Here is a 22,072-nt window from a genome sequence, read left to right on the forward strand (position 1 = left end):
GGCTTATTTGCCGAGAGCTTTGTTCACGGCTGCTTCGGCGTCGACCAGACCTGCGCCGTACTCGCCGACGGGGCCGATGGCTTTCGCCGAAGTTTTGAAGAGCTCACGCACTTCCGCCGGAGTCAGCGCCTTGTTCGCCGCCTTCACCAGAGCCGCAACACCCGCCACGTGGGGAGTCGCCATCGAAGTTCCGTCGAACGCCGAGTAGTCCGTACGCAGGGTCTGGATCGTTGCCGAAGCCACACCACCGGTCGCCAGGACCGACTTCATCTCTTCACCCACGGTTTGCTCGATCATCATCGCGGGAATCGCCACGGTCGAACCGTCTTGAGTCAGCGCGCCTTGGATCAGGCCGGGAGCGTTGTTGTAGATGACCGCGCCCGCAGCACCCGCCGCGATCGCGTTTTTCACTTTATCGACGAACGCGATCTCACCGCGAGAGATCAGGGCGAACTTGCCCTTCACTGCCGCTGTGAAGTCCTCGGGCTTACCCAGACCGCAATCAACCAACTCATTGGTCAAAGGCTGAGTCACTTCGGGCGAACCGGCGAAACCAGCAGAGACAACGTCACGGGATTGAGCGCCCACCGAAACTTGAACTTTCGATTCGCGGCCCGAACCCACAGGAACCGCCGAGATGACCGCCACGCCAGGAGCGGTGATGTCGAGCTCAGGTCCATATTGCGAGAACGACGCACGAGTCGAAGTCGAATCCACCGCACCCACCGCAATCACGGTCGGGAAAGCTGCGGGATAGCTCACGCGCGGAGTGCCTTCGTTACCCGAAGCCGCGATGACGGTGATACCGGCTGCATCGGCCGCTTCAACCGCACGTTTTTCCGAGAGCGAACCCAAAGGACCGCCGAGCGACATGGTGATGACGTCGACTTTCTCTTCGATCCCCCAGTTGATCCCGCGAGAAACCGCGATGTTCGAGCAGCCTTGTTCTCCGCAAACGCGACCCATCAGGATCTTCGCTTCGGGAGCAACACCGCTGAAGCCGTCCGCGAACAAAACGCCCGCGACCGTACCGGCCACGTGAGTTCCGTGTCCGACGACATCAGTCACGTCCGACGAATCGGCCATGGAGTTGAAGTCTTTTCCTTTTTCGTAGTTCGCCGCCAGTGCGGGATGGTTCACATCCATACCGGTGTCCAGAACCAGAACGCGGGCGCCAGCGCCTTTGCCGTTCACGGCCCAAGCTTCGTGCGACTTCACGAGCGTGATTCCATAAGGAGTCTTCGCGCCTGCGGGCGAAGCCGCGAGGATTTGGTTCATGTCGACGTTCCAGGGCTTCCAGGGTTGGAAACCTTGGATCGGGAGCGGAGCGGGGTGGAAGGTCTCGGGCTCAATCGCCGCGACCAGTCCCGACGCTTGCAGCTCGGCGATCTGTGCATCGTCCATATCGACGACGACCGTGTTCAGGTGCTTCAAGGAATCTTCGACTTGGGCAGCAGGGCCCAGATCGGCGAAGAAGCTGACATCACCCAATGCCAGGTTTTGCTGCAGCATAAACTGAGCATGCACCTGATTGAATGCGGCCTTGTTCTTGAAGTTGACCAGGTATTTTGCGGCGTCGGCGTTTTGAGTTGTGCCCAAAACAGTTGCAGACAGCAGCGCGAGAACGGCAAATCTTCCATTGATTTTGTTCATCGTGTTCCCCCCTCAGAGAATCTTGAATCAACGAGTCCAATTGTTGCTGGGTCGAATCATCAACACTCGCGAAGTTTCAATTCAAGAAATCTTTTCCAGTTTCCTTCAAATAATATTTATGGAAGGCAAAAGCCCGTCAGAACTCAGGAATTCTGTGAGGTTCTGTTTTTTTCTGTGAGGGCTATCTTGCTTGAAATGATTTGAGTTTTCACTCGATCTGTCATGGACGTCGGATCGAAGCGCCCGTTTTTAAGGCGCTCGCTTCGCGGCCCCCTAATGCTCTGCTTCAAACGAATCTTCAGGATCTCTTGAGCCATTTGCAGGCCATCTTTCACCGGGTGGACGCGGCTTTCATCGACATGATGCCACTCCACCGGATGCTCGATGCACTCCAACCCCAGGCCCAAAGCGTTCAGCACCACCTCGGCATCCCAAGCGAAACGGTTCACGGTCCACAGCTGCAGAATCGCCCGCAAATCCTCGCCCGTGGCGAAAAGTTTGAAACCGCACTGCGTATCCTTAAAAGGGACACCGGTCACCAGACGCAGGAGTTGATTGAAAATGCGGCCCATCTTTTCGCGCCACCACACCTGACGGGTCAGGATCTGGCTTTCGGGATGACGACGGGAACCGAAAATCAAAAAGGCCTGCGGAAAGCGCGCGCGGGCAGCGGAAAGCCCCCACAACTCTTTCCAAGGCGTGGCCTCATCCGCATCGGCGACAAGCACCGCGTCCGCGAAGCCGTCGAAATAAGTTTCCATTTCGAACAGCCCTGGCGAAAAACGGTGGCTGCGCCCTTCCTTTGATTCTCACGGAACTCGACAAGCTCCAACCAGGGAAAGCTTTTCTTCTAAAACCAAACGCGAAGTCGCGTCTTTCGAGCCATCATTCACGACGATGACCTTCGCGAGCTCCCACGGAAAATCCGGCCGCTGAGCCGCTTCGCGCAGACGCGTGAGCGTCCGCGGAAGCCGCCGTTCCTCGTTATACGCGGGAATGATGATCGCGAGTCGGAGTTTCACGCTTCTCCTGGGTCGGGGTCTGGATCTGGGCCTCGGACTCCGCACGCTTCGTCGGCACCAAACGACGTTTGAGTCGACCATGCGCGAGCTCAAGGATCTGATCACAGTCTTTCACGGTCCCGAGGCGATGGGCAATCACGATCATCGTCATCGGTCCGCCGTCCGCGGTGGCGCAGGCCTCGCGGATGACCCCTTGAACCAAGGCATCGGTCCGCACGTCCACGCTGGCCGTCGCCTCATCCAAAATCAGGATGCGCGCGCGGAGCAGAAGCGCCCGGGCGAGGCAGATCAGCTGCCGCTGCCCTTGACTCAAGTTCGCGCCGTTCTCGACGACCTCGGACGCCAGTCCCTGCGGAAGTCCGCGCACGAAATCCGCCAGCCGCACTTTTTCCAGGACGCGCCAGATCTCGTCGTCGGTGAATTTACCGAAGCGATCGAGGTTCGTGCGCAAGGTTCCCAGAAACAGCGTCGGGTCCTGCGGAATGATCGCCAGCGCCCGCCGCAGTTGGCGCAGCGGGATCTTCGCGATGTTCACGCCATCGATCCGGATCTCGCCCTCCATCAACTCGATGAAGCGATAAAGCGCCTGGAAAACCGTCGACTTGCCCGAGCCCGTCCGCCCGATGAGCCCCACCCGTTCGCCGGCCTGGATCTCGAAACTCAAACCGTTCAAGACCACCGGCAGATGCTCGGCGTAGCGCAACTTCACGTCGACGAATTCGACCTTCCCCGCCTGCGGCCACTCGGCCACGCGGCGAAGGGTCGCCTCGTGCGCGTGCCCTTCAGGAGCGACCGCGATGAAGCTGCGGATGCGCTCGACCGAAGTCATCCGCGCTTCCACCTCGGCCCAGATCCGGATCCCCCAGTTCAGGACGCCCCAGAACCCCAGCGACGAAACGGTCAAAAGCCCCGCCACGCCCGCGGTCATTTGTCCCTGGCGAACGGCGAAACAGATCAGCGTCGTCGTCACCATGGCGACCAAAGCGCCCACCACCGGAATGCGCGAACTGAACCAGCGGTTCACCATATAGTGTCCGTAGAACATGCGCTGGTTATTCGCGAGCCGCTGCGCGAACTCGCGGAAGAACCAGTCCTCACGTCCCAGCGAACGCAACACCACCAGACCTTGCAGGGTCTCTTTGTAGTGAGCGTAGCGCGGCGAGCGGCTGACCGAGTCCAAACGTTTCACTTCGCGCGCGCTCGCACGGTAGGCGCTCTGGATTCCGTGGTAGACCGCAAACACCGGCACCAGGAACACGATCACCAAGGGAAGAACACTCACGATCAGGACCAAATTCACCAGGACCTGAACGAGGCTTTTCACCGAGTTCTCGAACGACCACTGAAGCTCGATATCCACCGCTTCCAGATCGCGCGAGAACCTTTGCAGAATGCGTCCCACCGGCGTCGCATCGAAAAACCGGATCTGCGCGCGCAAAATCGCCTTCAACATCCGGTCATGCAGCTCACGCCCGGCCTTCAGTCCGCGTTCGAGCCAATACAGGTCCGACCACAGGACTCCCCCGAGCGTCAGCACGCCCAGCGCGCCGTACACAAGCACCGCCGTGATCGGCGACGCGAAAAGGCCCCTCAGCCCTTCGAGCACGGAGGGAAGCCCCTCGCCCGACTGCGCGTTCGAAACCCACGCGAGCCAAGTCTTTTGCACGAGCGGCATCGCCGTCGCCGCGATCGCCAGTCCCAAAAGCGCCGCCCAGATGAACGGACGGCGCTTCGGGTCCGCGCCCCCGAGGGTTTGGATGTACTGATAGTACACCGAACCGCCGACGGCGCCCTGCTCACGATCCTCGTCCTCGGTCACGCGCGCCACGGTCCAGCTGCCGTCACCGGCCTTCTTCGGAGCTTCCGCTTCTTGCTTCGCGGCCTCTTCCCGGGCCAGGGACTCGGCGTGCGCGGCGGCCTCATGCTCTTTCAAAAACGCGACGAACTCGGGGCAAGTCGCGCGCAACTCCCGCGCCGAGCCCAAGCCCTTCACCTCACCCTGCTCCAAGAACAAGATCCGGTCGAAGCGGTCCAAATGCTCCAAACGATGGGTCACAGTCACGCGCGTGCGTTCCCGCCAGGCGCCTTCGATCAAACGTTCGACCAGCTGAGTTTCCGTGCGCGGGTCCACCGCCGAAAGCGGATCATCCAAGAAAATGATCTCGGGATTTTGCAGCACACTTCGCGCGAGCGAAATCCGCTGCTTCTGTCCGCCCGAAAGGTTGACGCCACGCTCGCCGATCTCGGTGTCGAGGCCCGAGCGCATGAACTCCAGATCTTCTTCCAAACACGACGCCCACAGCGCCCGCGCCCATTCGTCTTCACGTACGTCCGTGCGCCCGAAGCTCAGGTTCTCGCGGATCGTGGAGTTGATGATATAGGCTTCCTGAGGGACATATGCTGTTGCGCTTCCCGGCGCAAGTGCGGTCGCCCCCCGGGGCGCAGAAACCGTCTGTTCACCTCTCTGTTCACTTGCCCGCGCGGCCGCGATGGCGATGTCGCCCTCGAAGTCCACCTCGCCCAGCAGCGCGTTCAAGACCGACGTCTTCCCCGAGCCCACCGGACCGACGATGGCGAAATTCTCGCCCCGACGGATCTGGAAGTTCACGTCCTTCAGCGCGCGGACGCCCGCGTACTGAAGACCCAACCCACGCACCTCGATCGCGACCGCGGACTGCGCGTCCAGCGCACGACGTTTTTCCTGACGTTGCGGTTGATCCACGAACGACGAGATCCGGCGCGCGGCGACCCGCGCGTTGGCGAGCATGGCAATGATGCGCGAGAACATCGCGAAAGGATCTTCCACCAAGCGGAACAAGCTCACGGCGACGAAAACGAGCGCGGGCTCGAGCTTTCCGCCGAGCAGCACGTGCGTCCCCAGAACCACGAACAAAACGAGCGTGCCCACCCCCACGTAAACGAGGGTCGAACCCATTTCCGCGCGCGCCAGTTTCCCGCGCAAACGCAGCTCTTCGTGGCGCAGGGCTTGGACTTCGCGACTGACGGATTTTTCCCAGGTGAAGTATTTCACCACGCGAATGCTGGACAGGATCTGCGACATCAGTGTCGTGCGCGCGTCGCGCTTTTTCATGAGCTTTTCGTCCAGCTCGCTGAAGAGTTTGCCGGTTCTTTTCGTCATGGGGATCAAAAGCGCCAAGACCGCCAGCCCCGCCCACGCGGCCGCGCCCAAATAATGGAACAGCAGCACCACGAAACCGGTCAGCAGCACGATATTGTAGACGACATCGCCGATGACCGAGCCCATATTCGCGACGGAGTCGGAATCCGAACTCATGTGATTCACGATATCGCCGACGGGCAGATTGTCGCGCGCCGATTTACGTAAGCCCAACGAGTGCCGGAACAGCTTGCGGTTGATCGTATTCGTCAGCACCTGGTAAAGCCCGAGCGTGCGGGCGAAGTAATGCTGCACCAAAAGCCCCGACGCCAAACCCGCAAGGCCGATCCCCAGACCGTAAGCGACCGTCAGCTCGAAGTTCGGCATGCCCGCTTCGATCGTGCGGACGAACTCGTAAACCAAGATCGGCGAAAGCAGCGAAGCCAGCGCGCAAAGCGTGATTAAAACGTACGCGGGAATCCAGAACGCGCGCGACTCCCGCGCCAGCGTCCACGCCAGCTTCGACCACGACGACCAATCCACCCGATCTTCATCGACCGAACGGATGTCGGGCGCGAACGCCGGCGGCAGCTCGAAAAGATCTTGGGCTTCGAGGTTTTTCGTGCGCCCCAGCTTGATCAGCGGGCTGACGTTCTGGAAAAAAATAAACTTCAAAAATTTCACAATTCACCATCCATCCCGAAACCGGCGCGGACGCAAGCTCGAGTCAGGACCTTGTGGAAATCGTGAATAAGATGCGGCGCGCAGCAAGCGGCTTTTCGCTCATCACGATGACCATGAAGGTCTTCGTTCAAAAATTCAATTTTAGAGAGAGAGCTGGGTCGCGGGAAGCGATCAACCTCGGCCGCAGGAACGCGATCAATCTCGCGAGTGGAGCACCAAGGAGGGGTTGGCAGCTGAGCCATCAACCATGGACTGGGCAACGAGCGAGGTCGTATTCATTTTGTAAATTCCAATCATGGAAGATCCCCTTTCTATAGAGTATCCGCTGAGGCTAACGAAGAGACCTCACGAACGTCAAAGATGTATTTCATGAAGATGCATTTTGCGGATTGCGTTACATCGACTTGAATTGCGCGCGTTCATCGAGTCAATTTGGAAGTCCACGTGATCTTACTCCCTGGAGGCTTCATGCGTTTGCAATCGGCTTTAACTCTTGTCGCGGCGGCGACCCTTACGCTTCTTCTTGCGGGTTGCGCGAGCTACTTCAAACGCAAAGAGTGCGAAGCGAAGAACTGGTACCAATACGGGTACGACCTGGCGATGAAAGGTCAACGCATCAACAACGACAATTTCGTCGGAGAGTGCCGCAAAGCCGAGGCGGAGTTTTCGGAAGCCGATCTGGATCGCGGTTTCAAAGCCGGAATGTCGAACTACTGTAAACCCGAAGTCGTGACCCAAACCGGCCGCAGCGGTGAACACATCAATCTGGATCTTTGCGATCCCGGTCAGGCCCGCATGCTGCGCGCCCGTCACACCGAAGGCGTGCGTCTGTTCTGCGATCCCAAAAACGGTTACAACGTCGGCACCACGGGCCGCGTGTACAACAAGATCTGCCCCGCCGAACTGGAAAAGGCCTTCCTTCCCGAATTCAACCGCGGCCGTAAGAAGTACCTGTCCGCCATGGTCGCCGAGACCCAAGGTAAAGTGGCCGACCTGGATCGCCGCGTGAACGACAAAGACCGCGAGATGCGCAACTTCCAAACCCAGCTCGCGCTGATCCCGCCCCCGCAAACCGTCGTGAATCGCACGGTCACCCCCGCCGGCATGGTCGAGAAAAAGGAAACCTCGGACCCTTACGAGCAACGCCGCGAGAACGTGCAACAGAACCTGCGCCGCACCGAAAGCGAAGTCCGCGAACTCCAATCGCAGCAGCAAACCCTACGCGACGAGCTCTACAAGTACTCGCGCGAACTGCAGACGATCGAGTAAGTCCCTTTCGGGCGCGTTCTCAGGCGACGTCTTTGAAGATTTTCGATAAGTGTTCGAAACCGCCTTGCAGCTCCATAGGGAGAAGCGAGGCGAAGCCATCCAGAATGACGATGGCGTTTTTGTCGGCGTCACCTTTCGAGATCGAGCGCACGCGCTGGATGATGTGACGGTTGACGATGTTGACCTGCGCGTACTTGTCCATCAGCTCGATGAGCTCCAGATCGGGCGCGATGCCCTTATTTTTCACGCGCAAGAATTGCGAAATCAGAAATTTTCCCAAAACCCGCACAACCGTTTCATCGAAGGTCGAGAACGGCAGATGGTAACGGCTCATGGGCTTGAACAGATTCATGTGCGAGCACTTCGAGCTTCCCATCACGAGACCGAACAGCGACTGCAGTCCGGTTTGCAGATCGGTTTTTTTACCGTAGAAACGATTTTCGGTGCGCACGAAAACGGTCGTCGCCTTGTGCGAGAGCTCCGTTTTGAACGCCTCGGCGACGCGCGCGACGCTTTGGGCGACCGGGCAATGGGTCAACTCGCCTTTTTTGTAGGGACAATGGCTACACTGATGAAATTCGAGGCGCGTCCAATCCGGTGACTCCATCGTCGGATCGTCGATGAGTGCGCCCGAGTCCGCATCGATACGCACTTTGAAACCCCGGCTCGTGCCGTCATCAAATTTGAATTGGTAGTCAAAGAGGATATCTGCCATCATAGCTTGTTTCGGTTTTCCCTCGATTTTGCCTGAGGTATTCCAGTGATGAAAAAGCAGTCTTTGCCCGGTTATATGTCCCAGCCCTCGATCTACAGCCAGCCCCCCGGCGGCTCCCGGACCGGACCAGAGTCTAGATCCGGCTCTAGCGACGTCTCGGGATTCGTGGCCTTCATTTGTGACGACGACCTTTGGACCGTGGGACTCGAAGGCGGACGCGCGCACCGGATCACGGCGAATCTCGGGGTCGTCGCCGAACCCGCGATCTCTCCCGACGGCGAGCAGATCGCTTTTGCGGGAACCGACGGCGGAATCAAGGACATCTACCTGACCGACGCCGAGGGCGGATCCTCGCGGCGCCTGACTTATCTGGGAATTTCCAAACTCATCGGCTGGAAGGACGCGAATACGCTTCTGTACACCTCGGCGCATGAATCCACCAGCGCCCGGGTCGCCTACATCTACGAGCTGGATCTGCGCTCGCTCGATTCGAAACGCCTACCGGTCGGCCCCGCGACCGACATTTCCTTCGGCTCGAAAGGCCGGATGGTTCTGGGACGTCACTGTCGCGACTCGGCCCTCTGGAAGCGCTACAAAGGCGGTACCGCCGGCGTCTTCTGGGTGGGCGCGAAGGGCGGAAAATTCAGCCGCATCCTCGCGAACGTGACGTCGAACCTGACGAACCCCCACTGGATCGGCGAGCAGATCTATTTTCTGAGCGACATCGACGGCATCGCGCAAGTTTATCGCGTGAACGCCGACGGTAAAAATCTGAAGTGCCTGACGAATCACCGCGAGTTCTACGCGCGCAAACTCAACACCGACGGCCGCCTCTTGACCTATCAATCCGGGGGCGATCTGTTCGTCGCGACTCTCGATGGTCGCAGCCGCAAGCTCGACATCCAAGTGAAGACCCCGGCCGTCCAAGCCGAGCCACGCTTCGAGGACGCCATCGACTATCTGCAAGAGGTCGCGATCTCGCCCAAAGGCGAAGAGCTCACGATCATCGCCCGCGGCCATGGCTTTCGTTTGAAGCCTTGGTCGGAGGGCGTGACCGAACTTTCCGCCGCCGATCCGCTCCGCAGCCGCTTGCCGGTCTACGTCCGCGATGGGCGTGAACTGGTCTTCGTCCGCTCGGATCATGTCGCCGCCGAAAGTTTACATCTGACCGATCTAAAAACCCGCGAGACGAAAACCATCTTCCCCGCCGTGAACTGGGGCAAGATCTGGGGACTGTCGAAAGTGCCCCACCGCAATCAGCTGGTGCTGGCGAACAACCGCAACCAGATCTTCCTGATCGACCTCGACAAGAACTCCCATCGCCAAATCGAGAGATCGAATTTCGGCCGCATGAGCGAGATCTCGTTCAGTCCCGACGGTAAGCTGCTCGCGTACACCTCGTTCTTGTCGTCCGAGCGCACGGGCATCCGCCTTTACGACATCGAGAACCAAGAGCTGCGCTGGCTGACGACGCCGATTCATTCGGATTGGTCCGGCAGTTTCGATCAGACGGGAAAGTATTTTTACTTTCTGAGCATTCGCGAGTTTTACCCGAACTACAACGCGACCCACTTCGACCTCGGCTTCCCGTTCGCGGGACGCCCCTACGTCGTCACGCTTCGCCGCTCGACCGAAAGCCCTTTCCACCAGTTCCCCGAGGTCGACCAAACGAAAACCGCTTCGACCGACGACAAGGATTCGAAGAAAAAAACGGACGCCACTTACGCCGCCCAGAAACGCAAGGACGCGAAGACCAAGTCGCGCGCCACGCAAAAAGACGACGGCAAAAAAATCCCCGACGTCATCATCGATTGGGAAGGTTTGGACAACCGGATCGAGGCCCTGCCCGTGAAGATCGGTGGTTACCAACGCCTGGTGGGCCTGGAGAACAAGGTTCTTTACACCCGCGCGCGGATCAACCCCATCCGCGATTTCGCCATGCGGGTGACCGAGCCCGATCCCGAACTGCTTCAGTACAGCTTCGACAAACAGAAAGAAGAGGTCTTCGCCCCCGCCGTTCGCGGCTTCGAAGTGAACGAGGACCGTTCGAAAATCTGTCTGCGCGTGAAGTACAAGCTGCGGCTGATCCCCACCCGCGAGATCCCGCGCGATGGCGGTGGACAAGACCGCCTGGATGGCTGGGTTTACACCGACCGTTTGCGCCTGCGGATCGATCCGCGCAACGAATGGAAACAAATGTACCGCGAAGCTTGGGAGCTGCAGAAAGAGCACTTCTGGGACGAAGGCATGAGCCGCATCGATTGGGATCTGATTTACCGTCGCTACCTGCCGCTCGTCGACCGCGTCCGCACCCGCTCCGAGATGTCGGATCTGCTATGGGAAATGCAGGGCGAGCTGGGAACTTCGCACTGCTACGAATACATGGGAGACTACTTCCGCCGTCCGCCGATGAATCCGGTGGGCTACCTGGGCGGCGAATTCAAATTCAATCCCCATGACAAGTGCTTCGATGTCGTGCGCCTGTATCCCGGCGACTCGTGGATCGAAGGCCACAGCTGTCCCCTGCTGGGGCCGAAAGCGGGCCTCAAACCCGGCGACAAACTGATCGCCATCGACGGCTGGCGTTTGGCCGAACCCGGCGATCTGGGTTTCCGACTCCTGAACAAAGCGGGCGTCGAGGTCAATATCGAGATTCGCCGCAAAGGCGCCAAAGACACCGAGATCATCAGCGTGAAGACGCTCCGCCAGCAGGTCTCGTTGATTTACCGCGAGTGGGTGAACACGAATCGCGCCTACGTCCACAAAAAATCCGGCGGCAAGCTCGGCTACGTGCACATCCCGAACATGATGTCTTACGGATATTCCGAGTTCTACCGCGGTTTCCTCACCGAGCACGATCACGACGGTCTCGTCGTCGACGTTCGCTACAACGGCGGCGGCCACATCTCGCAGCACATTTTGAAAGTGCTCGCGCAAAAAGTGATCGGCTACGATCAGTCGCGCTGGAACGGCGTCATGAAGTATCCGACCTACGCGGTGAACGGACCCGTGGTCGCATTGACGAACGAAAACGCGGGCTCGGACGGCGACATCTTCAGCCACTCGTTCAAGCTGATGAAGATCGGGCCGCTCATCGGCAAACGCACATGGGGCGGCGTCATCGGGATCAACGGACAGTACTCGCTCCGTGACGGCACGACCACCACGCAGCCCGAGTACAGCTTCTGGTTCAAGGACGTCGGCTGGTCGGTGGAAAATCACGGCACCGAACCCGACATCGAAGTCGAGTTCCCGCCCGAGGCTTACGCCAAAGGCCAAGACCCACAGCTTGACCGTGCCATCGAAGAGGGCCTGAAGCTCGCCCGTCGTCAGCCCCCGCTGAAGGCCGATCTTAAAAAACGTCCCGACCTGCGCCTTCCCGCCCCGCCCATGGACGCGACCGCAACGAAAGCGAAACGCAAATGACTCCCGTCACGGACATTCCCGCCCACATCGAAGCGGTGAAAAATGGCCGCGCCGCCGCCCGCAACAGCGATCTGCGCGCGCGCCTGAAGCTGCTCGAGACTTTCGAGAAGTCCCTTCTGGAACATCAAGAGGGTTTCGTCCGCGCCCTGGCGCAGGACTTCGCGAAGCCGCGCTTCGAAGCCCTCATGAGCGAGCTTTTCCCCGTCAAAGAAGAGATCAAAATCATCCGCGCGGAACTCGCCGATTGGATGCGCGACCAACGCGTGACCGGCAGTCCCTTTTTCCCGGGCGGCAAGTCCTACATCCGCCACGAAGGCAAGGGCACGATCCTCGTGATCGCCCCCTGGAACTATCCCGTGGCGCTGGCCCTCGTCCCCCTGGTGGGCGCGCTCGCGGCCGGCAACACGGTTTTACTGAAGCCCTCCGAGCTGACGCCCGCGACTTCGAAGATGCTCGCGGAATTTTGCGCGAAGACCTTCCCCCCGCACTTGGTTCGCGTGGTCGAAGGCGGCGTGCCGCAGACCGAAGCGCTCTTGAAGCATGAGTTCGACCACATTTTCTTCACCGGATCGACCGCCGTTGGGAAAATCATCATGCGCGCCGCCGCCGAACACCTGACGCCCGTCACTCTTGAGCTCGGTGGCAAATCGCCGGCGATCGTCGCTCCCGACGCGGATTTACGTCACGCGGCCGAGCGGCTCCTCTGGGGGAAAAGCCTGAACGCGGGTCAGACCTGCGTCGCCCCCGACTACGTTTGCGTCCCCGAAGCGAAACTCGCGGAATTCAAGAACCTGCTCGAGCAAGCCCGCGCGCAAATGCAACCCCGTCTGGATGAGCAACCGCAGATCGTCACCGAACGTCACGCCAAACGCCTGAAAGACATGCGCGCGGAACTTCCCGACGTCGCGAACGTCGAAGAGGCCGATCCCCGTCGCGTGACCTTAGCGTTCCCCGCGAACCCTCCGGCGGATTCCAAAGTCATGCAGGAAGAGATCTTCGGCCCCTTGCTCCCGCTGGTGAGCTACCGCGATCTGGATGAGGTGTTCACCCGCATCGCGCAGGGCCCCCGTCCACTGGCGCTCTATGTCTTCGCGAAATCCCGCCGCACCCAAGAGCTCATTTTATCCAAAACCAACTCGGGCGGCGTCTGCGTGAACGACACGCTTTTGCATTTGGGAAACCACCATCTGCCCTTCGGCGGCACCGGGTCCAGCGGCATGGGGAATTACCACGGCGTCGCTTCGCTGCGTGCGTTCACGCATGAGCGCGCGGTCTTCAAACAAGGACCGCTGAAAATGCTTCCGCGCCTTCTGTCGCCGCCCTATACTGAAGGACGAAACCGTCTGATCGAAAAGATCCTACGCTGGATGTAAAGGAGTCGCATGAGCCCCGTTTGGAAAGGTCTGATCATCCTCTCTTTGGTGATGAACTTCGCCCTCGTGATGCGTGTTTTCGTTTCCGGCACCGCGCCCACCGTCAGCTCCGAACCCGCCGCGCAAACGCAGACCCCGACGTCCTCGCCGACCACCCCGTCCGATCCGACGTTGCGCCACCATGAAATTCCCGTGGCCGTGGCGACCCCGCCCCCGCTTCAAGTCACCGATGACAACAGCTCGCTCGCGCGAAAGATCAAAGGTGAGCTCTTCCCCGAGATTCAAAACTCGGCCGCGAAGAATTTTCCCGGCCTTGAGGCCGAAAAGATCGACCTCACGAATGGACGCTTCGTCGTGTCCATGAAGACGGTGATCAATAGCCGCATCACTCGCGAGTCGGCACGCGGCTTAGTGATGAGCGTCATGCGGAGCTATACCGAGAAACATGCCGAGCTCAAAGGACGCTCCCCCATCGTGATTTTCCCCGGGGATCCCCCGTCGATGGGGCAATCCCTGTAAGTCTTTACAGAATTTGGTGAGATTTCCGGCAAGAAATTGCGATTGGCTCCACAAGAATTCCTGATTGGTCAGACGCCAAGGACGGCGATATGTTGGCCCCGATCCCTGGAGTTCCCATGCGTAAGCCGTCTTCCGATTTTTTCGCCCGTCAATTTTTCTTGATCTGCGCGCTCATGATTAGCTTCTGCCTGGCCCATACCTTGATGGCGGGCAGTTTGTTTTCGTCGACTTCGCGCGCGGAGTTCGAGAAAAGCCGTGCCGAGCTGAATGCCCGCAAAGAAGCCGCGCTCAAACGCCCCGCGACCGGCCGCTGGCCGCTCTGACGACTCGCGGGCCGCTTTAATTAGGTCTCGGATTGTCCGACCACGGGCGCGGGATTGCGCCGAATCAAATGATACCCGAACCGGGTCCGTACCGGCCCCGAGATCTGCCCCACCGCCAAAGGCTCCAAGGCCTCGCGAAAATCGTCCACCAAACGTCGATCGTCCACGGCCCCCAAGTCCCCGCCCCGCGCGGACGAGGGACAACTGGAGTGTTTGCGCGCAAGCTCTTCGAAATCCGCGCCCTCTTGCAAGCGGCGCTCAAGATCCTCGGCTTGGTATTTCTGCGCGACCAAAATATGCGAAACGTGCACGATCGCCATCAGCTGAGTCCGTGTTTGGATTTAAAACGTTTCAAATCATCGGGGCTCACGCGCACCCGAAACAAAAACCCGTGCTCCGTATGCGTCTCACCTAAGATGCGCATCTTCTGCCGGACTTCACCCACGGCGGAGTTCACCGTATAGGGAATCAGCAGATCGAAATCGCCCATCGCGCTCTCGAAATGGCGAATCAGACGATCCCGGAAGCCCGCCACGTCGGCCGGATTCTTCGCGGAAAGAAACACCGCTTGCGGAAATTCTTGCTCGAGCGAGGCCCGCAACGCGGGATCCAAACGGTCCACCTTGTTCAGCACGAGCCACGATTCCAAGTTTTGCGCGCCGACCTCATCGAGGGTCCGGCGCGTGACTTCCAGCTGCGAACGGAAGCTCGGATCCGAAGAGTCGACCACGAACAAAAGAAGCGACGCGTGTTTCGCCTCATCCAGCGTGGATTTGAACGACGCGACCAGGTCATGGGGCAACTTCTTGATGAATCCGACGGTGTCGGAAATCAAAATCCGCGGCACCGATTCGGGATGCAGCTGACGAACCGTCGTATCGAGAGTCGCGAAGAGTTTGTCGGCGACCAGCACCTCGCTGCCGGTCAAAGCGCGCATCAATGACGACTTTCCGGCGTTCGTGTAGCCGACGAGGGCCACGGTGATCTCCTGCGCGCGACGGGTCCGGCGGTGATCTTGTTCGTCGCCGATGGCGTCAAGTTCTTCCTTCAGTTCCTTGATGCGGTCACGGATCCGCCGACGATCGAGCTCCACGCTGGTCTCGCCCGCGCCTTTCGCGCCCACTCCGCCGCCGCCGCGATCCTCGTTGCCACCGGTCTCGCGCACGCGCGGGGCCACGTAGGTCAGCCGCGCGATTTCGACCTGGAGCTTCGCGGCTTTGGTGCGCGCGTGGCGACTGAAGATCTCGATGATCACGCCCGTACGGTCGAGCACGTTCACGCCGAAGCATTTCTCTAAATTACGAAGCTGCGAGGGCGAAAGATCGCAGTCGACGATCACGACGTCCGCGCGCCCCGGCGCTTCGCCCTCGAGATAGTCGTCGGCCGTTTCGGGGGCCGAGTCTTCCAGCTCCTCTTCGTCTTCGTCGTCGTCCGGCGCGTTCTGGAATTTCAACGCCGCTTTGTGCTTTTTGCGGGTAAAGAGTTTGCCGACTTCACCGGCTCCGCCGGTCCAGCGCGCGATCTCTTTCAGTTTGCCGTCCCCCAGCACCGTGGCCGCGCGTTCACTGGGACGTTTTTGCCACGTCGAATGGACGACGTCGTACCCGAGCGTATCCACCAGACGCGTCAGCTCGGCGAGCGAAGCCTGGACGTCGGTCTCGGAAACTCCGGGAAGTTGAAGGGCGACAAGGAGTGCGGACGGGCGAGGTTCATTCATCGGGGCCCAGTCTGCCACAGCTCCCGCGCTTAGACCAGACTTCGGATGAGCCCACCGGGTTCCGGTCTTATGGGAGGGCCTCAAATATCCGAAAACCTAAAAGAATGTCGCGGCTTTGGCACTGGTTTCCAATTGTGATGATCGCCGGAATCGGATGGTGGGTGGTGACGCCCGCGCCGTCCCGCCTTGCCCATTTCGAAGATCGCGTCGCCGCGAGCCTGCGCCACCCCGCTTTCGACCGCGAACGCGAAGCGAGTCCCGACACGCTCGTGCCTTTACCCGAGCAGTGGCGCGCGCGCGATCCGATGCGCCCGAATCTTTGCCTGATCACGATCAACTCCGCCGACGAAGGCGAGATCTTTCGCGAAAAACTCAAAAGCCAGTTCAATATTTTCGAGCTTGCCGCGGGCGCACCGACGGGATTTCTGCGTCGCGCCTGCCAAGCGGGCATCGAGTGCGACATCCTGCTGGTCTCGGGTCACTTCGCCGGCAGTTTTTTCGGCACGAGTGCCTTCCGCCTCGGCACGAACGAACTGGAACTGGCCAGCTGCGACGCCGGTTGCCGCGGCCTCTTCCAGAAACCGAAAGAGGTCTTCCTTTTCGGCTGCAACACCCTAGCGACCAAACGCCCGGACCATCGCACCGCCGGTGAGTACGCGGACCTTTTGGTCTCGCACTACCAATTTTCGCGCGCCCAGGCCGAAGAGGTCGCGGCGTTTCGTTATTCCCCCATCGGCGGCGAGTTTGCTGGCCGCATGCGGACGATCTTCCCGCGCTCGCGCCTTTACGGCTACTCGGGCGTCGGGCCCACGGGCCCGCAAGTCCGGACGCGTTTGCAGAAGTACGTCGACGGTCTCGAAGATTACGGCGCTTATTTTCACGCCTTCGATCCCTTAAATGGAGAACCCAACAAAGCCCTACGCAAGCTCCTGAAGGGAACCGTCTTCACGGAAACCCGCGGCGCGGGAGAAAAAGCCGAAAGCCCCGTCTGCGTCCTGAACGACAAACGCCGCACGTTGAGCGATCGTCTGGCGTGGATCAACGCCGTCTTCCGCGACGAGAACTCGCGCCTGCAGTACCTTCCCGTCATTGATAGCTGGTTGGAAAAACTCGAAGAGAATTTCGGCCGCGGCCTGCCGGACGCGGAGCAAGGGGTGCTGGACCGTCTTCAGCACGATGCGAACGCGAAGAAATCGGTCTTAAGTCAAATCGCACGTCCCGTACCGGGCCTCATCAGCACGCAGCTCGACATTTTGAATTTCGCGCGGCGGGTGGGTTGGGTCGGCGGGGACGACTACCACGTTCACGGTCGACGACTTCTCGGCAAAAGTTTGAAGTACAATTTGGATCGCGCCGAGGCCGACATCATCTGCGCATGGGATGGACGTTTCGACCTCGCGCCCGATCAATTGCCCCCGCGTCCTTGGACCGAGCCGACCCTGAAAGCGCTTCGCTGCCTGGGCGTCCAAAACGCCGAGACGCTCAAACTCGTGGCGCAAGATCTCGCGCGCCCCGAACTGGCTGGCCTGGCCGCCGAGATCATCGGGCGCAGCCGCAGCGAAGATCCCGCCGTCGTGGGACCGCTGCTGGCCCTTCTGGACAGTTCCGACACGGTCGCGCCCATCCACGCCCTGCACTTCATCCAACGTCGCGGCACGACCGATCGCGCACTGATTCTAAAGATCGCCGAAATGGCGGGACGCTTGCGCTCGATCGCGGGGGCGAAAGCGGTCGAAACGCTGACGACATTACAAGCCTTCGACAGTGAAATCCAAAATCGCCTGCTGAAGCTGCTCGAGGAACGCCCCTTCCCCGCCGTGGCCTCGGCGATCCGCGATTACCTGATCGCCACCCGCACGCCCAATCCCGAGGTGCACCGCACGCTCGCCGCTTTGATTGAAAGATCCGCGGATCCGCGCGTGGCGGGCTACATGGTCCAGGCGCTGGGTGAGCTGAAGCCTCAGGACGTTTCCATTCAGCTGCTGTTGGCGGAAGGCGCGAGCGAAATCGCGAACGACGAAACCCGCGCGCTTTTCATCGTGGCGCTGCGAAAAATCCGTCCGCAAAACGCCGAGGTTCAACGTAGAATCGCGAACGGACTCGACCATGAATCCGCTCGCGCTCGCCGGGAGATCTATCAACTGTTGCAGGAACTGGCACCCACGGACCCCCGCCTCCGCTTTCGCTTATGGCGGGTGAACCCCGAGTCCCCTTAAGCCATTAGCATCCGGACTGTCTGGCCAAGTAAGACTCGCGAATCGGTGTCTGCGGACACAAAGGCGATGTCGGATAACCACCATGAATGTTTTTATGACGTTCGCAATCCTCGTTACGTGTGCCGTTCGAAATCTCTTTGACCCAGCACTTGAGCGGCACGCCGCGATTGGGAAGATCCTTCGCCCAGTATTCGACGCCCGCGCGGTCGGGCCAGCGTCCGAACAGATACTGGTAAGCCAAACAGAACTCGTTCGCGTAGTAGTCGGTGCAGTAGATGGGACGTGTGTTCACGCAAGCCGCCGCCGCCTGGACCAGAGCGCCGCGACGAGAGTTGCCGGTGCCCACCAGTTCTCCGTTTTGACAGATGAACTGAGTCTCGAGCGCATAAGTATCGTAGTTTTGCGAACCGTCTTGGCAAACCGCCGCGGCGACTTGAGTTTGACCCAAGACACGCCAAGTGGTTCCGCCATGCGCGACCTGTCCGCAATTCAACTTCGTGACGGGCGTCGGCGAAGGGACGGGCTCTTCCGTGACCGGAGGCGTGGTGCCGGGTGAGGTCGTGCCGGTACAGTTGATGCCCAAACCCGCACGCAGGCGAGAGCCGGGACGATGGCCGATCGCTTCGGGCGCGCCGTTTTCGCAGCGGTAAGTCGTGATGTTCTCGTAGAGGTCGTCCCCGGACGCGCACTGCACTTTCGGGACTTCGATTTCACCGTTACGCTCTTCCCAAGTCGCGCCTTCGTTACAAGAGTCGCCGTTCGTTTGCGTTTGCGCGAAGCGCGGCGCTTCGCTGGGCAGTTCACTAAAGCTCGTTCCCGCGCAGCCCATCAGCCCCAGTGCGAGAAGCGGCATCGAAAGCAGTGTTTGCGTCTTCATTTTTCATCCCCCCTGATGAATACAGGATCGCTTTGAACGACCCCGATTCCGACTTATGAAGGAGATAGGAATGACCAGGAGTTTGACGTCCATCCCGGTCTGAGACGGCCGCTGTCTAAAACTCCGGCGCTGGCGTGAGCAGCGGACGTGTCCGGAACTCCACTTCCGTGAGTGGCGGCTCCGTCAGTTCCACATGGGGACGCAGATCTTGGAAGGCCGGCCCCTCGATGACTTTGCCGTGGCAATCGAAACGCGAGCCGTGACAGGGGCAATCCCATGACTTCTCGACCGTATTCCATTGGACGATACCCGCCAAATGCGGGCAAACCGCCGACATCAATTCCATATTGCCGTCATCGTTTTTGTACGCGGCGATCATCTTGAGTCCTTCGCGAACGACGACGCCTTCGCCCGCAGGCAAGTTCGCGAAATCCGGATCCCCCTTCGGCGTGAACCAGTCCACATACTGGGCGGCCACGTTCACGTTCTCGAGCAGGAACCTTCCCGTCGCGCGCAGACTGACCCGGGACGGATTGTAAAGCGTCTCCCAAACGTTCGGACGACCCATGATCTGATCGGTGATGAGCATCGCCCCGATCGTTCCGTGGGTCATCCCGTTGCCGGAGTCGCCGGTAATGACGTAGACGTTATCGCGATCCATCGGGTTGTGCCCCAGGAAGCCGACGCCATCCATCGATTGCATCACCTGCCCCGACCAGCGGTAAAGCAGATCGGTCGACTGAGGGAACTTCGCGCGCGTCCACTCCAGAAGCCGGGTGAAGCGGGCCTCGGGGTCTTGATCCTGGCCGGTCTTGTGGTCTTCGCCGCCGACGATCAAAATGTCGTAATCCAATTCCATCAAGCCCGGATCCGCGTCGCGCGGACCGGCCTCCAGGCGCACGTAGTGGAACGGCTCTTCCGAGTCCCAGTAAAAGCCCTCGCGCACCGTGCCCGCCGGCACCTTCACGCCGATGACGTAGCTACGGTAGGGCGCTTGTTTGGTGTGGATCGCGAAGAGATCATTCACCGGTGAGTTCGTGGCGACGACGATCGCCTGCGCTTGGACCGTGTGACCCTCCTGCGTTTTGACGTAGGCATCCTCACCGCCGCGGACCTCGACGGCACGTGTGCGCGTGAAGATGCGTCCTCCCCGCTCTTCGAACTTGTTCGCCAGCGCGTTCAAATATTTCACCGGGTGCAGCTGCAACTGATTCGGAAATCGCAGACAAGGCCCCTCGCTCATCGAAGGAACCGGCGACGTCGCCAGCCGCTCGACCTCGAAAAGTCCCGCGCGGTGGCAGGCCTCGAGCTCGTCTTCCAGTAGGCGTTCGTGCCCCCCGTCCGCGAAAAGGTAGCCGTCGACGAAACGCATCTCGCAATCGATGCTTTCGTCCTCGACGATTTTGCGTACGAATTCGATCGCTTCGGAGTGACTGTCGGCCGCCATCTCGGCGCCGCGGGCCCCGTGGTAGCGCTCCAGATTCACGTAACGCTCATCGAGCGCGGTCACGAACTGCGCCGTCGTGCGGCCGCTCTGTCCCGACGCGATCTCGAAGTCTTCCAGCACGCAGACCCGCTTGCCTTCTTTCTGCAGAAGGTACGCCGTCGTCAATCCGGCGATGCCGCCGCCGATCACGCAGACGTCGACATTGAAATCGTGAGTGAGCGCACCGATGTGCGTTTCGGCTTCCGCGTCTTGCCAGAGGGAACGGGTTTCTCCAGGGTGAATCGCGCTCATCACGGCCTCCTTTGCGAATCCGGGGAAAGACTCCCCAAACAAGGCAAGTTGCAAACCCCGGGCAAAGGACAATTGGGTAAAATGGGCGTGGATGGCGGAATCTATCGACGAGCGTCGAGGGATTGCGAAGGGGTTTCCCCCGCCGTACTGCGATTTTTCTCGCTACGGATGTAGTCCACGGCAAAGACGTTCCCCATGAGCTCATCCTCCGTGACCCAGACGTGGCCTTTTTGGCAGCGGGAACGATAAGGCTCGTGGTACGGGCTACAGCTCAGGCCCCAGCTGTTGCGAATCATGTACTGACATTGGCCGTTGATCATCTTTCGACCGACGATAGAGCTCGCATGTTTGCCGTGAAGGCCTCCGGCGCCTTGCAGGAAGTTGCGGTAGCTGATGCCCGCGATCCGTCCTTGGCCGAGGGCCGTATCGATGGCGCGACGAAAACGGTCGTTGAGTCCCTGTCCGCCGTAACTGGGATCCGTCGCGCGTTGGTATTGGGCGACGCTCACGACACTGAGTGAATCGATCGAGCGCCGACAAGAACGGGCGATCAGATCTTCGGCCGCCGTTTGGTTGGCCCGATGAATATCGTAAGTTCCGGGATTGAATCGGCGCGCCTGGCCGTTTTGAAAACGCAGAAGGTCACTTCCCTGACCGCGATTCTGCGCGGTCAACTCGGACTCTGAGCAGACCTTGGATCTTTCGAACGCCGAATCGAGTGTCCGCTGCACGACGCCGCCATCGCTTTGCGCGGAGTTCAAACTCAACCCGGTCTTGCGTTGATATTCGTGCGCCATTTGCATTGCCGAGACGTCATCGAACATCGCGCCACTTTGGTTCAGACCGAGCACGCGGGATTTATCTTGGCGCAAGGCCTGCGACATCAAATCCGCCGCCGTGTAGGCGTAACACCAACCCAGATCTTGCTGATTGCGAACGGGTCCCAGGGTGCGGCGCAGGTCGACGGGATAACAACGATCGATCACGTCCTGCTGAGCGCGTGGTTCTTCGCGTTCAATCCGGATCGTGGCCTTCGGAAACTTCCCCGTTTTGGGATCGATGAAGCCCGCTTGCGCGAATGAAATAGGAAGGCCGCACAGAATGGCGACGAGACTTCTCACGAACATGATTCCCTTTCCCTGCCCTCCTCTATTTTAGGGGGAAAGCCCCGCGCACCGTGAGCCCGCGCCGGAAGCCCGTCTCAACTTGAAACAAGGGAGGGACTCCGAGCGGTCGCAAACGCCCCGCGTTGTCGCCTGATTGCTCAGCACTCCGGGCTTGGCCGTTGCTTTTGAATAGGTGCCAAGCTAGATTCGTGGGTCTGTTCATAGGAACATCCCTCGATGGTGGCGTGGCCGAGGGGCTAGGCACGGCTCTGCAAAAGCTGTCACGGCGGTTCAAGTCCGTCCGCCACCTCCAACT

General features: G+C 60.0%; 16 protein-coding genes and 1 tRNA gene. 7 read left to right on the forward strand and 10 right to left on the reverse strand.

All coding sequences use genetic code 11. From position 1 onward, the window contains the following. Nucleotides 1-3: 3 nt before the first annotated feature. From KF767_13045 to KF767_13060, 4 genes are all read right to left on the reverse strand, one after another. Nucleotides 4-1,404: a S8 family serine peptidase gene (locus KF767_13045; GenBank protein ID MBX3018811.1), complete on the reverse strand. Its 1,401-nt coding sequence runs from the start codon at nt 1,402-1,404 to the stop codon at nt 4-6. A gap of 392 nt (nt 1,405-1,796) precedes the next feature. Next, nucleotides 1,797-2,414: a hypothetical protein gene (locus tag KF767_13050; GenBank protein ID MBX3018812.1), complete on the reverse strand. Its 618-nt coding sequence runs from the start codon at nt 2,412-2,414 to the stop codon at nt 1,797-1,799. Between the two features lie 48 nt (nt 2,415-2,462). Beyond that, a complete protein-coding gene (locus tag KF767_13055; GenBank protein ID MBX3018813.1) occupies nt 2,463-2,675 on the reverse strand; it encodes a glycosyltransferase in 213 nt (70 codons plus the stop codon). Then, complete coding sequence (locus KF767_13060) at nt 2,638-6,477, reverse strand: ATP-binding cassette domain-containing protein (protein ID MBX3018814.1); 3,840 nt, start codon at nt 6,475-6,477, stop codon at nt 2,638-2,640. The genes KF767_13055 and KF767_13060 overlap by 38 nt, the downstream gene beginning before the upstream one ends. Before the next feature lie 468 nt (nt 6,478-6,945). Here KF767_13060 and KF767_13065 point away from each other — a divergent pair, with 468 nt between their 5' ends. After that, complete coding sequence (locus KF767_13065; GenBank protein MBX3018815.1) at nt 6,946-7,746, forward strand: DUF2799 domain-containing protein; 801 nt, start codon at nt 6,946-6,948, stop codon at nt 7,744-7,746. A 19-nt stretch (nt 7,747-7,765) separates the two neighbouring features. On the opposite strand, the gene KF767_13070 is transcribed toward KF767_13065, so the two are convergent. After that, nucleotides 7,766-8,464: a hypothetical protein gene (locus KF767_13070; GenBank protein MBX3018816.1), complete on the reverse strand. Its 699-nt coding sequence runs from the start codon at nt 8,462-8,464 to the stop codon at nt 7,766-7,768. A 45-nt stretch (nt 8,465-8,509) separates the two neighbouring features. Here KF767_13070 and KF767_13075 point away from each other — a divergent pair, with 45 nt between their 5' ends. The 4 genes from KF767_13075 to KF767_13090 all read left to right on the forward strand — a co-directional run bounded on the left by KF767_13075 (nt 8,510) and on the right by KF767_13090 (nt 14,102). Beyond that, nucleotides 8,510-11,887, forward strand: a complete 3,378-nt coding sequence (locus tag KF767_13075; GenBank protein MBX3018817.1) for a PDZ domain-containing protein — start codon at nt 8,510-8,512, stop codon at nt 11,885-11,887. After that, on the forward strand, nt 11,884-13,260 hold the full coding sequence (locus KF767_13080) for an aldehyde dehydrogenase family protein (protein ID MBX3018818.1): 1,377 nt from the start codon (nt 11,884-11,886) through the stop codon (nt 13,258-13,260). The genes KF767_13075 and KF767_13080 overlap by 4 nt, the downstream gene beginning before the upstream one ends. A gap of 9 nt (nt 13,261-13,269) precedes the next feature. Next, complete coding sequence (locus KF767_13085; protein ID MBX3018819.1) at nt 13,270-13,779, forward strand: hypothetical protein; 510 nt, start codon at nt 13,270-13,272, stop codon at nt 13,777-13,779. 116 nt (nt 13,780-13,895) lie between these two features. Further along, complete coding sequence (locus KF767_13090) at nt 13,896-14,102, forward strand: hypothetical protein (GenBank protein MBX3018820.1); 207 nt, start codon at nt 13,896-13,898, stop codon at nt 14,100-14,102. Between the two features lie 20 nt (nt 14,103-14,122). On the opposite strand, the gene KF767_13095 is transcribed toward KF767_13090, so the two are convergent. Together KF767_13095 and hflX are read right to left on the reverse strand one after the other, a co-directional pair. Next, nucleotides 14,123-14,422, reverse strand: coding sequence for a peptidylprolyl isomerase (locus KF767_13095; protein MBX3018821.1), 300 nt, complete (start codon nt 14,420-14,422; stop codon nt 14,123-14,125). Next, on the reverse strand, nt 14,422-15,819 hold the full coding sequence (gene hflX, locus KF767_13100) for a GTPase HflX (protein MBX3018822.1): 1,398 nt from the start codon (nt 15,817-15,819) through the stop codon (nt 14,422-14,424). The genes KF767_13095 and hflX overlap by 1 nt, the downstream gene beginning before the upstream one ends. A gap of 137 nt (nt 15,820-15,956) precedes the next feature. On the opposite strand from hflX, the gene KF767_13105 reads away from it, so the two are divergent. Further along, nucleotides 15,957-18,035: a hypothetical protein gene (locus tag KF767_13105; GenBank protein MBX3018823.1), complete on the forward strand. Its 2,079-nt coding sequence runs from the start codon at nt 15,957-15,959 to the stop codon at nt 18,033-18,035. Nucleotides 18,036-18,039: 4 nt separating this feature from the next. Here KF767_13105 and KF767_13110 read toward each other — a convergent pair whose 3' ends face one another. From KF767_13110 to KF767_13120, 3 genes are all read right to left on the reverse strand, one after another. Beyond that, a complete protein-coding gene (locus tag KF767_13110; GenBank protein ID MBX3018824.1) occupies nt 18,040-18,912 on the reverse strand; it encodes a hypothetical protein in 873 nt (290 codons plus the stop codon). Between the two features lie 115 nt (nt 18,913-19,027). Further along, a complete protein-coding gene (locus KF767_13115) occupies nt 19,028-20,650 on the reverse strand; it encodes an FAD-dependent oxidoreductase (protein ID MBX3018825.1) in 1,623 nt (540 codons plus the stop codon). A gap of 101 nt (nt 20,651-20,751) precedes the next feature. Beyond that, nucleotides 20,752-21,777, reverse strand: coding sequence for a hypothetical protein (locus tag KF767_13120; protein MBX3018826.1), 1,026 nt, complete (start codon nt 21,775-21,777; stop codon nt 20,752-20,754). A gap of 218 nt (nt 21,778-21,995) precedes the next feature. Between KF767_13120 and KF767_13125 the strand changes: the two genes are divergently transcribed. Then, nucleotides 21,996-22,069 (forward strand) — tRNA-Cys (locus tag KF767_13125). The last annotated feature ends 3 nt before the right edge of the window (nt 22,070-22,072 follow it).

It is taken from the genome of Pseudobdellovibrionaceae bacterium, assembly GCA_019637875.1.
Taxonomy (GTDB): domain Bacteria; phylum Bdellovibrionota; class Bdellovibrionia; order Bdellovibrionales; family Bdellovibrionaceae; genus JAHBUW01.

What these genes read in the sequence shown, in the direction of transcription:
- KF767_13090 (MBX3018820.1), top strand. Translation starts at nt 13,896, where the DNA reads ATGCGTAAGCCGTCTTCCGATTTTTTCGCCCGTCAATTTTTCTTGATC.
- KF767_13045 (MBX3018811.1), bottom strand. Translation starts at nt 1,404, where the DNA reads ATGGACGATGCACAGATCGCCGAGCTGCAAGCGTCGGGACTGGTCGCG.
- KF767_13080 (MBX3018818.1), top strand. Translation starts at nt 11,884, where the DNA reads ATGACTCCCGTCACGGACATTCCCGCCCACATCGAAGCGGTGAAAAAT.
- KF767_13110 (MBX3018824.1), bottom strand. Translation starts at nt 18,912, where the DNA reads ATGAAGACGCAAACACTGCTTTCGATGCCGCTTCTCGCACTGGGGCTG.
- KF767_13115 (MBX3018825.1), bottom strand. Translation starts at nt 20,650, where the DNA reads ATGAGCGCGATTCACCCTGGAGAAACCCGTTCCCTCTGGCAAGACGCG.
- KF767_13070 (MBX3018816.1), bottom strand. Translation starts at nt 8,464, where the DNA reads ATGATGGCAGATATCCTCTTTGACTACCAATTCAAATTTGATGACGGC.
- KF767_13085 (MBX3018819.1), top strand. Translation starts at nt 13,270, where the DNA reads ATGAGCCCCGTTTGGAAAGGTCTGATCATCCTCTCTTTGGTGATGAAC.
- hflX (MBX3018822.1), bottom strand. Translation starts at nt 15,819, where the DNA reads ATGAATGAACCTCGCCCGTCCGCACTCCTTGTCGCCCTTCAACTTCCC.
- KF767_13105 (MBX3018823.1), top strand. Translation starts at nt 15,957, where the DNA reads ATGATCGCCGGAATCGGATGGTGGGTGGTGACGCCCGCGCCGTCCCGC.
- KF767_13095 (MBX3018821.1), bottom strand. Translation starts at nt 14,422, where the DNA reads ATGGCGATCGTGCACGTTTCGCATATTTTGGTCGCGCAGAAATACCAA.
- KF767_13050 (MBX3018812.1), bottom strand. Translation starts at nt 2,414, where the DNA reads ATGGAAACTTATTTCGACGGCTTCGCGGACGCGGTGCTTGTCGCCGAT.
- KF767_13075 (MBX3018817.1), top strand. Translation starts at nt 8,510, where the DNA reads ATGAAAAAGCAGTCTTTGCCCGGTTATATGTCCCAGCCCTCGATCTAC.
- KF767_13120 (MBX3018826.1), bottom strand. Translation starts at nt 21,777, where the DNA reads ATGTTCGTGAGAAGTCTCGTCGCCATTCTGTGCGGCCTTCCTATTTCA.
- KF767_13065 (MBX3018815.1), top strand. Translation starts at nt 6,946, where the DNA reads ATGCGTTTGCAATCGGCTTTAACTCTTGTCGCGGCGGCGACCCTTACG.